This window comes from Streptomyces colwelliae (genome assembly GCF_048158785.1).
Taxonomy (GTDB): Bacteria; Actinomycetota; Actinomycetes; order Streptomycetales; family Streptomycetaceae; genus Streptomyces.
On record NZ_JBLTJC010000298.1, the window covers coordinates 1 to 12,944 of the forward strand.

The 12,944-nt window shown below is 71.5% G+C and carries 11 protein-coding genes; 2 read left to right on the top strand and 9 right to left on the bottom strand.

Annotated elements, in window-relative coordinates:
• The 3 genes from ACNFOC_RS40125 to ACNFOC_RS40135 all read right to left on the bottom strand — a co-directional run.
• Positions 1-938: phosphotransferase family protein (locus tag ACNFOC_RS40125; protein ID WP_416963940.1), on the bottom strand; the 938-nt coding region annotated here is incomplete at its 3' end.
• 45 nt (positions 939-983) lie between these two features.
• The gene (locus tag ACNFOC_RS40130) at positions 984-2,111 is read right to left on the bottom strand and encodes a M24 family metallopeptidase (RefSeq protein WP_416963941.1); all 1,128 of its coding nucleotides are present in this window, start codon (positions 2,109-2,111) and stop codon (positions 984-986) included.
• 224 nt (positions 2,112-2,335) lie between these two features.
• A complete protein-coding gene (locus ACNFOC_RS40135) occupies positions 2,336-2,914 on the bottom strand; it encodes a PDZ domain-containing protein (protein WP_416963942.1) in 579 nt (192 codons plus the stop codon).
• A gap of 110 nt (positions 2,915-3,024) precedes the next feature.
• On the opposite strand from ACNFOC_RS40135, the gene ACNFOC_RS40140 reads away from it, so the two are divergent.
• Entirely contained in the window at positions 3,025-3,669 is a 645-nt protein-coding gene (locus ACNFOC_RS40140; protein ID WP_416963943.1) for a CTP synthase, read from the top strand.
• Positions 3,670-3,689: 20 nt separating this feature from the next.
• Here the strand turns inward: ACNFOC_RS40140 and cyc2 are convergent, their stop codons facing one another.
• The 5 genes from cyc2 to ACNFOC_RS40165 form a co-directional block, all read right to left on the bottom strand.
• On the bottom strand, positions 3,690-5,843 hold the full coding sequence (cyc2, locus tag ACNFOC_RS40145) for a germacradienol/geosmin synthase Cyc2 (RefSeq protein WP_416963944.1): 2,154 nt from the start codon (positions 5,841-5,843) through the stop codon (positions 3,690-3,692).
• Positions 5,844-5,978: 135 nt separating this feature from the next.
• A complete protein-coding gene (locus tag ACNFOC_RS40150) occupies positions 5,979-6,833 on the bottom strand; it encodes a TIGR03619 family F420-dependent LLM class oxidoreductase (protein WP_416963945.1) in 855 nt (284 codons plus the stop codon).
• 61 nt (positions 6,834-6,894) lie between these two features.
• Entirely contained in the window at positions 6,895-8,094 is a 1,200-nt protein-coding gene (locus tag ACNFOC_RS40155) for a damage-control phosphatase ARMT1 family protein (RefSeq protein ID WP_416963946.1), read from the bottom strand.
• Between the two features lie 22 nt (positions 8,095-8,116).
• On the bottom strand, positions 8,117-8,764 hold the full coding sequence (locus tag ACNFOC_RS40160) for a ScbR family autoregulator-binding transcription factor (RefSeq protein ID WP_416963947.1): 648 nt from the start codon (positions 8,762-8,764) through the stop codon (positions 8,117-8,119).
• A gap of 317 nt (positions 8,765-9,081) precedes the next feature.
• Positions 9,082-10,899, bottom strand: coding sequence for a S8 family peptidase (locus ACNFOC_RS40165; RefSeq protein ID WP_416963948.1), 1,818 nt, complete (start codon positions 10,897-10,899; stop codon positions 9,082-9,084).
• Positions 10,900-11,235: 336 nt separating this feature from the next.
• Here ACNFOC_RS40165 and ACNFOC_RS40170 point away from each other — a divergent pair, with 336 nt between their 5' ends.
• On the top strand, positions 11,236-12,192 hold the full coding sequence (locus ACNFOC_RS40170) for a lytic polysaccharide monooxygenase auxiliary activity family 9 protein (protein ID WP_416963949.1): 957 nt from the start codon (positions 11,236-11,238) through the stop codon (positions 12,190-12,192).
• Positions 12,193-12,241: 49 nt separating this feature from the next.
• On the opposite strand, the gene ACNFOC_RS40175 is transcribed toward ACNFOC_RS40170, so the two are convergent.
• On the bottom strand, positions 12,242-12,892 hold the full coding sequence (locus ACNFOC_RS40175; RefSeq protein WP_416963950.1) for a Tat pathway signal sequence domain protein: 651 nt from the start codon (positions 12,890-12,892) through the stop codon (positions 12,242-12,244).
• Between the last annotated feature and the right edge of the window lie 52 nt (positions 12,893-12,944).

Consider the following 12,944-nt stretch of genomic DNA (forward strand, 5'->3'; position numbering starts at 1 on the left):
CCCTCGCCCCCGCCCCCGTCCCGCAGCTCCGTCACCCGCTCCAGCAGGATCGCCTCCCAGGTGCGTCGCAGTTGGGTCCTGAGGAGCGGGAGGGGCCCGGCGTCGCGCCCCTTGAGGTGGTCGGCGAGGCGGACGACGGTGTCGCAGCGGGCGAGCCAGAGGCCGCGCAGGCAGGGGCGGGCGCCGTAGCCGGCGAGGGTGGCGGCGCGTACGGCGGCGGGGGAACCGACCGCCAGGGCGAGTCCGGCGATGTCCTCGGCGGGGTCGCCGAGGGTCGCGTCGGTCCAGTCCAGGACACCGCGCACCCGGCCGTCGGCGCTGACCACGAGATGTTCGCCCTTGAGGTCGTGGTGGACGAGGACCGCGGTGCCGGGCTGCGCGGCGAGCTGGATCGCGCCGGGCTGGGTGAGCTGGTGGAGGCGTGCGGCGTCGAACTCGTCGGCGGCGGCGAGTCGTTCGGCGGCCTGCTCGGCGGCGCGGCGCAGGGCCTCCAGGGAGCGCGGGGCGGTGCGCGGGATCCCGAGCGACTCGGCCTGCCGGGCGGGCACCTCGCGCAGCCCGGTGAGCAGCCCGGCCAGGTCGGCCTCGCCGACGGCGGAGACGTCCTGGTCCTCGCCGGACCGGCCGGGCACCTTGGTGTCCAGCGTGTAGGTGAGCCCGGGCGCCCACTCGCCGTGCGCCACGCTCGCCGGAACCGCGACGGGGAGATACGGCCGTACGAGGTCGCGCAGGCGCAGTTCGCGGCGTTGCCGCAGGGTGGCCGCACGGTCCGGGGCGAGGCGCAGCACATGGCGGGAGCCGACCCACCAGGTGGTGTGCCCGCCGCCCTCGGCGACGGGCCGGATCTCGGGTCCGGCACCGTCGGCCGTACCGTCCTTGAGCAGGGAACGGACCAGTTGGCGGACGGTGTCCGCGGTGGGTGTCGGTGCCTGGGTCATGGTCGCGCCGTTACCGTTCGGGGTGTCGGGGGCTCCTGGTCGTCGTCAGTCCACCAGGGCCATCTCGCGGGCCGTGTTGTTGAGCCGGCGGCCGCCGTCCCCGGTCACCGTGACGATGTCCTCGATGCGTACCCCGAAGCGGCCGGGCAGATAGATGCCGGGCTCCACGGAGAAGCACATCCCGGGTACGAGGGGCTGTTCCTCGCCCTCGATCATGTACGGCGGTTCGTGCGTGGTGACGCCGATGCCATGGCCGGTGCGGTGGATGAAGTAGGGGCCGTATCCGGCGTCGTCGATGACGGCGCGGGCGGCGCGGTCGACCTCCTGGCAGGCGACTCCGGGGCGCACCGCGCGGAAGCCGGCCTCCTGGGCCTCGCGGACGAGGTCGTGGACGCGCTGCTCCTCGTCGCTGGGGTCGCCGACGTGGACCGTGCGTGAGGTGTCGGAGCCGTAGCCGTCCTTGAGTCCGCCGAAGTCGAGGACGATCATGTCGCCCCGCTGGATGACGCGGTCGCCGACCTCGTGGTGCGGGTTGGCTCCGTTGGGGCCTGAGGCGACGATCGTGAAGTCGACCTGGGAGTGCCCGAACTGCCGTAGCAGATCGGCGAGATCGGCGCCGACGTCGGACTCGCGGCGGCCGGCGAAGGGTACCTTCCGGATCTCCTCGTACGCCGCGTCGGCGGCCGCTCCGGCGGCCGCCATGAGGTCCAGTTCCGCCGCGTCCTTCACCGCGCGCAGCATCGGCAGCGCGTCGGTGAGGGAGGCGTAGGTGGTGTCGGGCAGCGTCTTCTGCATGCCCAGCAGGTGCATCGACCAGGCGTTGTCGCTGATGCCGAAGCGGCCCGTCGCGTCGAGGAGCGCGGCGGTGGCCGCGTACGGGTCCTTGCCGTCGGTCCAGTCACGCAGGGTGAGGGCGTCGGCGCCGGCCGCCTTGGCCGCGTCGGGGGCCTCCAGGGTGGGCACGACGAGGACCGGGGAGCGGCCGGGGGCCAGGACGAGGACGGTGAGCCGTTCGGTGATCGCGGTGGGCGCGTAGCCGGTGAGCCACACCAGGTCCGGTCCCGGAGCGACCAGGAGCCCCGCGAGACCGGCGTCGGCGGCGGCCCCCGCGGCACGGTCCATGCGGGCCCTGTAGTCGGCGGCGGTGAAGGGCGCGGGCGTGCTACCGGTCATTCAGGCCTCCGAGGACGGACGGAACGGGGCTACGGTCAGCATCCTGCCCGGACCCGGAGGGCCACGCGAGCCGATCGGCGGGACTCCCCCGACCAGGCCTCACGGCAGGAGGCCCCGGCGCAGCGTCCGGGGCCGTCCCGGCCGAGGGTCCGCGTCACGTCGTGCGCCACCTACGGGGCGACGCGCGACGCCCCGTAGGTGGCGCCGCGACGCGCGACGCCCGCTCAGACGACGTACCCGGGGACCACGGTGAACTGCTGGAAGCCGCCGCTGTGGTGCCGCACCGTGATCGTGACCTCGTCCCCCGGGTGGGCACGCGCGACCGCGCGCGCGAGGTCGGCCGCCGAGTCGACCCGGGTGCCGCCGAACGTGAGCAGGACGTCGCCGCGGATCAGGCCGGCCGTGTAGCCGGGGCCGGGGATGTGGACGCCGACGACCAGGGCGCCCGCCTTCTCGGCGTCCACGGCCTCCACGCCGAGTGTCGCGGCGGCGGGCGTGGGCGACGGCGACGGGCTCGCCGAGGGCGCGGGCCGGCCGGTCGGGGCGGTCGTCGGCTCCGGGTGCCGGGCTGCCTGGCGCTGCGCCTCGGCGAGTCTGCTCATGCCGATCACCGTGGCGCCGACCGTGCCGAGTCCGATCCCCGACAGCACCAGGACGGTCCCGACGAACAGGCCGAACAGCAGGGTCACGAGCCGTCGGCCGCGGCGCCGCGCGGCGTGCGGGCGCCGGCCGGCGCCGGGCTTGGTGCCGCCGCCGGGTTCCTGACCGGGCATCGGCTTGGGACGCAACGCAGTCTGTTCCATGGATCGCCTCCGGCAGATGCTCTACCCGGCGCACCGGCGCCCGACGTGCCACGAACGAGTGAGACTGACCGACGGTCAGGAGCGGGAAGCGGCGCCCGTCGCACGCGCGCGTGGCGCCCACCTCCATGTCACCGCTGTTCCGTCAGCCGCCCCATCAACCGCGCCGCCGCCCCTCGCGGCGCACCCCCGTGCACCAGTTCCGTACGGTGCACGACACGTGGTTCGGTGAGCGGGACGGCGACCGCGCCCGGTACCCCGGTGGCCGCCGAGCGGGGCAGCAGGGTCAGGCCGTGGCCCGCGGCGGCGAGGGCGGTGAGGACGCGGACGTCGGTGCCGTCGTGGCGGAGGGCCGGGCGGAAGGCACCGCCGCCGTTCGCGGCCCTGAGTTACGCGAGGGGCACGCCCGCGTCGGGGGCGTCGAGTCAGCGGGCGGCGGCCAGGTCGCCGAGGCGCAGGGCGGGGCGGCCGGCGAGGGGATGGGCGTCGGGGAGCAGGACGCAGACGGGTTCCTCGGCGACGCCGTGGGTGTTCAGCGGGGCCACATCGACACCCTGCGCGCACACGGCCTGGGCTTCTCCGGTCACGACGAGGACGGCCACGTCCGGATCGCCGAACTCCCCGGCCACCCCTTCTTCCTGGCCACCTTCTTCCAGCCGGAACTGGCCGGCGACGGCTCGCGCCCGCATCCGGTGGTACGGGCGCCGGCGCGAGCCGCGGTCGTCCGAGCGGGCCAGGTGGAACGTCAGCCCTCCTGAACCTCCGCGGGTTCTTCCTCTCAGCCGAACGGCAGCGCCGGTACCCGGTCCGGGACGAAGCCGTGTGAACGCCTCGCCAGGTACGTGGACTTGTAGCGGTCGACCTCGCGGTGCCAGTTCAGGATGCCCGCCATCCAGTGCTGGAGGTCGGTCACATAGCCCCGCATGATCTCGCGTGCCTCGTCCGAGAGGTCGAAGTCGTCGTAGACGATGGGCAGTTCGTTCGCGGCGACGTGTTCGAACTGGTGCATGCGCTGGGTCATCAGGTCGTGGACGACGCCGAGTGCGGTCGGGTAGTCGATGCCGAAGAAGTTCTGCACGACGAGGATGGCGTTGTGGACCTCGCCCTCGTACTCGATCTCCTTCTGGTAGGAGAAGACGTCGTTGAGGAGGCAGGCGTAGTCGATGGCCGCGTTCTCCAGGGCGCGGACCGGGCCGGTGCGGTAGACCTCGGGCGGGACCTTCGGGCCGTGGCCCATGCGGCACAGGCTGAGGGTGAGGTCGGAGCCGAAGGTGGCGCGGCGCATCTCCAGGTAGTCGATCGGGTCGGGGATGCGGTGCTGGATCTGGTTGGCCAGCTCCCAGACCCAGCTCTCGGTCATCTTGTTGATCGCGGTCTTCAGGGTGCGCCGGTCGTCCAGGGGCATCTCGGCGGTGGTGAGGGCCCACAGGTCGATGAGTCCGCGTTCCATGCCGTTGACCGGGACGATGACCGCCGGTCCCTCGACGGGCATGCAGTCCGACAGGCGGGCCGTGGTGACGCGGGCGGCGGCGAGGTCGCCGCGGATGCCGTAGACCAGAGGGTAGTAGTCGTCGCCGTAGGTCCCCCAGGCGAGCCAGCGGGAGCTGAGGTCGAGGGCCGCTTCGGTGGCGTCCGGGTCGATGCCGGCGGAGCAGAGCGGGAGGTCGGCGGCGGCGAGTTTCTCCTCGTCCCAGACGCCCTCCTCCAGCATGCCCATGGCGTGCATCCAGTCGACGAGGCGGACGCGGGCGCCGTCCAGGTGCGGGCTCAGTTCGACCTCGAACGGCATGTAGAAGTCGGGGAGTTGAGAGGGGCCGACCTTCTGGAAGGGCACGTGCGTGTAGGCGCGCAGCCGTTCGGCACCGGCCGCGGCGAGCAGGGCGCCGATGTCGGCGGCGGAGGTGCCGATGCCGGTCGGTCCGTTCAACGGCGAGTTGTCGAGGGCGCCTTCGTTCATGTAGCGGCTGGAGCGCAGGTGCCATTCGTGGCCGCCGGACTGCCAGTCCTGGAGGCCCTGGGCGTAGGCGGCGACCGCCCTGACCTCGTCGGGGGTGAGACCTTTCTCCAGGGCGACGGCGGGCACTTCGGTGAACGCGGTGTGCTCGAACTGGTGGAGCCGGGAGGTGAGGACGTCGTTGACGGTGTCGGCGGCCTCCTGGGTGGTGCAGCCGAAGAAGGACTCCAGGACGAGCACGCCGTTGCTCAACTCGCCCTCGTCCTCGACCTCCCGCTGGTAGGAGAAGAGGTCGTTGCGCAGGTGGACGCCGTCGGAGAAGGTCTCCATCAGCACCCGCAGCGGCCGCTCCTCGGCCACGGCCGCGGGCACTTCGGCGGTCGCGTACTCCACCAGGCCCGCCGACCAGGGCGCCCCGCCCACCTTGCGGCGCATCTCGATGTACTCGACGGGGTTGGCGACCCGCCCCTCGTTGATGTTGGACAGCTCCCACAGGGACTCGTTGAGCAGGTGCTCGGTGGCGACGGCGAAGCGGCGGCGCCAGTCGACGGACATCGACGGCACTGTGCGCGCCCACAGGTCGGCGAGCCCCGCCTCGACCGGATTCTCCGGCTCCGGTACGGGAGTTGAGAGGTCGAGCGGCATGAACAGCGGCAGCCGGTCCAGGTAGGCCTTGCCGCCTGCGCGGTCCTGGCTGCGTTTGAAGATCTCCAGGAAGTGGTCGTCGAAGAAGAACACCCACACATACCAGTCGGTGATCAGCGACAGGGCGGGCCCGTCGCAGTCGGGGTGGGTGTAGGCGCAGAGCAGGCCGTAGTCGTGCGCGTCGAGGTCGGCCTGCTCCCAGATCCCGGAGCCCTCCAGCATGCCCATCTCGCGTGCCCACGTGGACGAGTGGGCGCGGGCCTCGTCCAGATGCGGGTTGAGGCGCGCGGGATACGGCATGTAGAAGTGCGGGAGTTCGAACGGCTGGGTCATGGCCGGGCCCTACCCGCGGCCCTCAACGGCCATCCCGGGCGGGGGACATGATCACACCATCGCGTGAATCACCGGCGAACCCATGCGTTTCCCGGGCGTCTTGTGACGTTCGCACCCACGCGCTTCCTCCGCCGTTCAGGCAAGGCGCGAAACGAGTTCCTCCGCGACCCACTCCAGCGCGTCCGGCAACGACTCCGTGGCCACCGGCAGCCACAGGGACGCGGAGACGAGCCCGGCGTCGGACAGCCGGCCCAGTTCGTCCCGTACGCTCTCGGCCGTCGCGTCCGCCCCGCCCAGCGGCCGGCCCGGCACCTTCACCGAGGGGGTGAATCCGGGCGGCACGAGGAACAGGCCCGCCGTCAGGTCCAGTGTGCCCGGGTCGCGGCCCGCCTCGTCGCCGAGCGCGTCGAGCCGCGCGCGTACTCCGGTGAGCGCCTCCGCGTCGACCCCGGAGCCGTGCCACGCGTCGCCGAAGCTCAGGGCCCGGCGCAGTGCCGCGTCGCTCTGTCCGCCGATCCAGACGCCGGGACCGCCCTCGGTGGACGGCAGCACCCCGAGCCGCGGTGATCCCTCGCCGCGCCACAACTGCCGTACGGCGGTGAGCTGTTCGTCGGTCCGGCGGCCCCGGCCCGCGAACGGGACGCCGACGGCCGCGTACTCCTCGGTGTCCCAGCCGGTGCCGATCCCCAGCGTGAAACGGCCCCCGGAGAGCCGGTCGAGGGTGGCGGTCTGGTGGGCCAGGATCAGCGGGTTGTACAGCGGCAGCACCAGCACGCTGGTGACCAGGCCGATCCGCCGTGTCGCCCCGGCCACGGCCGCCAGCAGGATCAGCGGGTCCGGGGTCACGCCTGAGGCACCGGCCACCGCGTGACCGCTGGCGAAGACATGATCGAACCCCAACTCCTCGGCCCTGACGGCCGTTTGGAGGACCGAGTCCAACTCCCCCTCCTGGTCCGGCCACAGACGGTGTGGTGCCACTCCGATACGCATCTCTGTCGTACTCCCCTCACGCGACGACAACGCCCGGCAGGAACGTCGGTGACCGACCCAACTACACACCGGCCGCCGAGGACACCCCCCGCACCTGGATCAGCGCATGGGTGCCGCCCGTACGCCACCGCTGCCCCTCCGCCGCGACCAACGCGGCCTCGGTGCGGGCCTCCAGGCCGGTGATCACATCGGACTTGAGGGTGCGCAAGGCCGCGACCGGGCCCGGGAAGTAAGCGGTGACGTCGGCGAAGGGAGTGGTCGGGGCCCAGCGGCAATCACCCACCAGGCGGCGGTAGTTGAGGTCGCCCTTCACGATGGTCAGGGTGGCAGCGGCGAACTCGGCGCGGAGGTCGGCCGGCATGTCGGCGTACGGCAGCGGCGCGCAGGAGAAGGGGTGGGCGCGCACGGTGAGGCGGCCGTCCGCCATGGCCGACCAGAGGCTGCGGCCGTACGTCGCCGCCGCACCCGGCGCCGCGGTCAGCCGGTGCAGGGCGTCGACCACGTCGGCGGTCGTGGCGTCGGAGACGTAGTACGGGTGCGGCTTGATGTGCAGGACCGCCCGCTCGATGCGCCCTTCGTCGAGAAGATGGGCCAACAGGAGGAGATCGGGGATGAGTTCGCGGCCGGCGTTGTCCGCGACGAGGCAGAGGGTGCCGGTGCCGGGGAGGAGCGACCAGAGCAACTCGCTGTCGTCGGCGACCAGAGCCGGGACGGGGGCCTGCGCGGCCGACTCCGCTCCGACTGCCGAGAGGCGGAAGCCGAGGTCCGCGCGGTTGCCCCAAAGGGAGCCGTGCAGAAGGGAGTTGGCGCGCTCCTCGGGCGGCTTGGACTCCAGTTCGTCGAGTGCGGTGAGTTCCTCGTCCGTCTCGGGGGCGTCGAGTTCGGCGCGCTTGAAGGGGCGGAACGGGTCGATGCCCTGCCAGGCGCCGGGGCCGAAGTAGCCGACGGCGTCGAGGAGTTGGCGGTAGAAGTAGCTCTCGGACCAGAGCCAGGGCACGTCGTACCAGGACTGTCCGGCGTACGTGTCGGTGCCCCACGCCGCCCATTGGTCCTGGTCGGCGGCATCAGAAGGAAGGGGCTCGATCGTGCCCTCGGTGCAGTTCTTCAGGAGGGCGTCGAGGGCGCGGTGCTGCCCGGGGTCGTACGGGAAGGCGTCCCGGACCTGCTGGATGATCGCGGGGTGCCGTTCGGCCAGCACGCTGCGGGGGAACGAGCCTGGCTCGTTGCCGAGGATGACGGGCGCGGTGGGGGTCTCGGGCATGCGCCTCACCGTACCGGGCGGGTCAGTCGGTCTCGATCTCCCGCTCCAGGCGCGCGGCGAGGCTGAGATAGCGGGCGCGGCGGGGGACGGGGACCAGGCCGCGGATCACCAGGTGCCACATCTCGGCCGTCCGGCGGGGTTGTAATGCCACCGGTTCGAGGGTGCGGCCCAGGACGCGGATGCCGACGAAGAGGCCGACGAGCGTACGGGCCACGGCGTCCACGTCGGTGTCGGGGTGTGCGTCGGCTTCCGCGACGGCGCCCGCGAGTTTGCGGGAGGCGATGTCCAGCCACTCGGTGAAGGGGTGCGGCATCGGGGGCCGTACCTCGATCTCCCCTGCGGCGAGCCGGAGTCCGGCGCGCGGGATGGGGCCCTCGACGGCCAGCCGCGTCATGGCGAACGTGACACGTATCAACGTCTCCAGTGAGGAGTAGCCCCGGCTGTCCATCTCTCTGGAGATCTGCCGCGAGGCCTTGGCCTGCATCTCCAGGATCGTGTGGGCCAGGTCTTCCTTGGCCGCGAAGTGGAAGTACAGGGCACCTTTGGTGACCTGGGCTTGGTCGACGATGTCGCTCAGGCTGGTGGATTCATAGCCCTGCCGGTCGAACAGCTCGGCGGCGGCCGTGATGATCGTTGTGCGGGTCTGCTCGGCCCGTAGCTGCCTCACCATCGACTGACATACTCCCGTGAAGGAAAAACAACGGCCCGTGCCGTTTTTTATTACCCCCTGTAGACAGTAGCTCACCGTGCGACGGTGCCGACTTTGCACCCCAAGACTGCCAACACCCCTCACGTTCCCATCACTTGCATCCCTGTGTCACCCCTACCCCGACTCTTGACCACTTTCGGTGTCTGTGGCACGTGTCAACGCCGGTTACCGGCCACACAGAAGACCGACCGACCCGACCAGGTACCCCTGAGGGCACCCCATCACTTACGGGTCAGTCGGTCTGTTTCTGTGAATCTCCTGTACCACCAGGCCTGTTGTCAGAAGGTGAGCTTCCAGCTGTTGAGGGTGCCGGTGTCCTGCGCGGCGGTGTCCTGGACACGCAGCTTCCAGGTCCCGTTGGCGGTCTCGGTGGACGCGTCCACGGTGTAGGTGGCCTTGACGTCGTCGGCGGAGTCCGAGGTACTCGCGGCCTTCAGGCGGTAGGTCGAACCGTCCGGCGCGACCAGGTCGAGGACGAGATCCCCGCGGAAGGTGTGGGTGATGTCGACGCCGACCTGGAGGGCCGAAGGCGCGTTGCCGCTACGGCCGCTGACGGCGATCGAGGACTCGACGGCCGAGCCCGCGTCGGGGACGGCCACGGCGGTGGTGCTGGAGAAGGTCGCCCCCGTCGTCGTACCGCCGCTGCTGGTGCTCACGGCCTGGACCGTCTTGGCCGCGTCCGCGAGTCCCGCGCCGCAGCCGCCGGAGCAACTGCCGGGCAGGGCGCGGGCGTTGGTCTTGATGGCCGACTCGATCTGGGCCGGGGTGAGTGAGGAGTTCGCCGACTTCATGAGCGCGACCAGGCCCGCGATGTGCGGGGTGGCCATACTGGTGCCCTGGTAGTAGGCGTACGACTCGGTGGACGGCGTCTTGGTGCCGGAGTTCAGCGTGGAGTAGATGCCGTTGGCGGTGCCGGTGCTGGTCTGGCCGCCCGGGGCCGAGATGTCCACCGCGGAGCCGTAGTTGGAGTAGGACGCCTTGGCGCCGGTGCGGTTGGTGGCGGCGACCGAGATGACGTTGTTGCAGTTGCCCGGGGAGTGGTTCGCGACGTTGTCGTTGTCGTTGCCGGCGGCCACGACGACCGTGGTGCCGCGGTTCACGGCGGCGGTGATCGCGCTCTGGGTGGCCGAGGTGCAGGCGCCGTCGCCGCCCAGGCTCATGTTGATGACCTTGGCGATGTTGCCGTTGGCGGGGACGCCGGAGACGCTGCCGCCGGACGCCCAGGTGATGGCGTCGATGATGTCGGAGTCGTAGCCGCCGCACTTGCCGAGGACACGGAGCGGGGAGATCTTCGCGCCGTAGGCGATGCCCGCGATGCCCTTGCTGTTGTTGGTGGCGGCGGCGATGGTGCCGGCGACATGGGTGCCGTGCCAGGAGGAGTTGCTCGCCGGGATGCCCGAGCCGCACTCGTTGGCGGCGTAGTAGTCGCCGGGGTCGGCCGGGTTGCTGTCGCGGCCGTCGCCGTCGACCGAGACGGCGGTGTCGGTGATGAAGTCGTAGCCGGCGACGATGTTCGCGGCGAGGTCGGAGTGCGTGACGTAGCCGGTGTCGATGACGGCGACGGTGACACCGCTGCCGGTCGAAGTCGGCCACGCGGCGGGCACGTTCATCCCGGCCGTGGACTCGAAGAGGTCCCACTGCTTGCCGTACTCGGTGTCGTTCGGGTCGGCCTGCGGGGTGTTCAGCCGGTCCGGTACGACGTAGGAGACCTGCGGGTCGGACCTGAACTCGGCGATGACGTCGGCGACTTCGGTGGTGCTACGCGCGTCACCCAGACCGACGAGGGCGGCGCCGGTGCCGAGTCGGCGCTGGAAGTCGACGCTCTCGCCGGTCTCCTTGCCCTTGGCGGTCGCGTCGGCCTCGGCGGCCCGGTTCGAACTCGCTTCTGCGGCACCGGACTTGTAGCCGACGATGAGGCGCTCGGCGAGGGTGCCGGGCGCGGCCTCGGTCTGTCCGGACAGGGCTGGCGCGGCGGCCTGGGTGGGGGGTACCTGGGCGACGGCGACCGAGGTGGCGGCCGTGGCGAGGAGGGCCGCGGAGACCGCGGCGACGGATATCAGGGTCCGTCCGGTGGGGAATGCCGTGGGAGTGCGCAAGGGCTTGCCTTTCGTGGCCGTACTCCAAGCAGCGCGGAGCGGCGGTCGATTCGCTTCGTCGTCGAAGCGGCGGGGGGTCGAACCAGAGAGCGCCGGGCGCGGGCGGCCGCCTCGACAGGGGTTGCCTGTGGGTCAGCTGTGGTCAAACGATAGGCAAAGAGAAGGTCATCCGGATACGGGGGAAACCCTCGATCAGGCCGGAAACCACCCCTGGACATCGGCCGGTTGACCGGATACGTCCCGGTTCGCGGCGAGGGGACGGACTGAACGCGCCGGGCCTGGTTCCCGTATTGCACGAACAGACCGTTGCCGCCCTCGGCCGAGGAGACGTTCCGGATGTCCCGGATGACCGCACATCGCACTGTCATGGCGGGCGCCGCCATGGCCCCGCTGCTGCTCACCGTCTGGGCGGCGGGTCCGGCGCAGGCGCACGGGGCGCCGACGTATCCGGTCAGCCGGGTCTACGCCTGCTCGCCACAGGGCGGCAGCCAGGCCCAGTCGGCCGCGTGCAAGGCGGCCGTCGCCGCGAACGGGGCGCCCTTCACCTTCTGGGACAACCTCCGGGTCCCCGACGTGAACGGCCGCGACCGGCAGGTGATCCCCGACGGGAAGCTGTGCGGCGGCGGCCTGTCCGACTACAAGGGGCTGAACCTCGCGCGCACCGACTGGCCGTCGACGCGGCTGACTCCGGGGGCGAAGCTGACGATGACGTACGCGTCGACGATCGCGCACACCGGCACGTTCAAGTTGTATCTGACGAAGGCCGGTTACGACGCGTCGAAGCCGCTGACCTGGTCCGAGCTGCCGACGACGCCGTTCGCCGAGGTGAAGGACCCGCCGCTGACCGGCGGCGCGTACCGCATCAAGGCGACGCTGCCGACGGGCCGGACCGGGCGCCAGCTGATCTACACCATCTGGCAGAACAGCAGCACCGAGGACACGTACTACTCGTGCTCGGACGTGGTGTTCCCGGGTGGCGGCACCTCTTCCTCGTCTTCTTCGTCCTCTTCGAAGGGGACGGCCGGCTCGAAGGACAAGACGGCGAGTCCGTCGTCGTCCACCGCCAAGTCCCCTACGGCCACGGGCACTTCGGAGGCGACGACCGCGCGGAAGTCGTCGGCCGCCCCGGCGTCCCCGGCCGAGGAGAGCACCGCGCCGGGCAGCAGCCCGGTGGCGTCCGACACCGACGCCGCGTCGAGCGGCCCTTCGGCGCCCATGGTGGCGGGCGGCGCCGCCGCGGTGCTGGTGCTCACCGGGGGCGCCGCCCTGGTCCTGCGACTGCGTCGACGCTGACCTCCGACTCGACGCGTACAGGCCCTACTTACTCCTTGGCCGGTACTCCTTAGTTGGTGTAGACCGCCGCGCCGCCGTCCGTCACCGGGGCGTACTTCGCGGTGAAGTAGCCCGCGCTGAAGCACAGGGACGAGCCGGAGGTCTTGGTGAAGGCCTGGCTGGTGAAGTTGATGCTGGTGTCGGTGTTGCTGGACGTGCCGGACAGGCTGGGCGCCTGGTAGACGCAGGTGATGCTGCCCAGCAGGGTGGTCAGCTTGACCGTGGTCTGGATGGTGGAGCCGGCCGCCGGGGTGACGGTCAGGGTGCCGTCCGAGACGGCCGCGGTGGTGTACGGCAGGTTGTCGACCGTGATGCTGGTGACACCGGTGACGCCGAGGACGTTGCTCGTGCAGCTGCTGCTGTCGAAGCTCTGCCCGGAGACGGACTCGGTGGCGGTGCCCGGCGCGGTCGGGTTGGCGGTGACGGTCGCCGTGAACTGCGACGTCGTGCACTTGATGCCGCTGGTGCCGGTCGCGCTGGAGTACAGGGTGGCGCTGGTGCCGGTGGCCAGGGGCGCGGTCAGCACATCGCCGACGGCGACGGCCGTGCCGCCGAGGCTGCCGGTGGTGAGCACGGTGTCGGCCGCCGACGCCGGGGCGATGAAGGGGAGGGTGAGCGCGGCGACGGAGCCGACGAGGGTGATGAGGGTGCGAGTGCGCATGCGGGTGTACCTCTTCTTCCGAAGTGGAGGGTTGAACCGGGGGGTTCTCGGG

Coding starts and splice junctions, on each gene's coding strand:
- ACNFOC_RS40130 (WP_416963941.1), bottom strand. CDS start 2,111: ATGACCGGTAGCACGCCCGCGCCCTTCACCGCCGCCGACTACAGGGCC.
- ACNFOC_RS40135 (WP_416963942.1), bottom strand. CDS start 2,914: ATGGAACAGACTGCGTTGCGTCCCAAGCCGATGCCCGGTCAGGAACCC.
- cyc2 (WP_416963944.1), bottom strand. CDS start 5,843: ATGACCCAGCCGTTCGAACTCCCGCACTTCTACATGCCGTATCCCGCG.
- ACNFOC_RS40150 (WP_416963945.1), bottom strand. CDS start 6,833: ATGCGTATCGGAGTGGCACCACACCGTCTGTGGCCGGACCAGGAGGGG.
- ACNFOC_RS40155 (WP_416963946.1), bottom strand. CDS start 8,094: ATGCCCGAGACCCCCACCGCGCCCGTCATCCTCGGCAACGAGCCAGGC.
- ACNFOC_RS40160 (WP_416963947.1), bottom strand. CDS start 8,764: ATGGTGAGGCAGCTACGGGCCGAGCAGACCCGCACAACGATCATCACG.
- ACNFOC_RS40170 (WP_416963949.1), top strand. CDS start 11,236: ATGTCCCGGATGACCGCACATCGCACTGTCATGGCGGGCGCCGCCATG.
- ACNFOC_RS40175 (WP_416963950.1), bottom strand. CDS start 12,892: ATGCGCACTCGCACCCTCATCACCCTCGTCGGCTCCGTCGCCGCGCTC.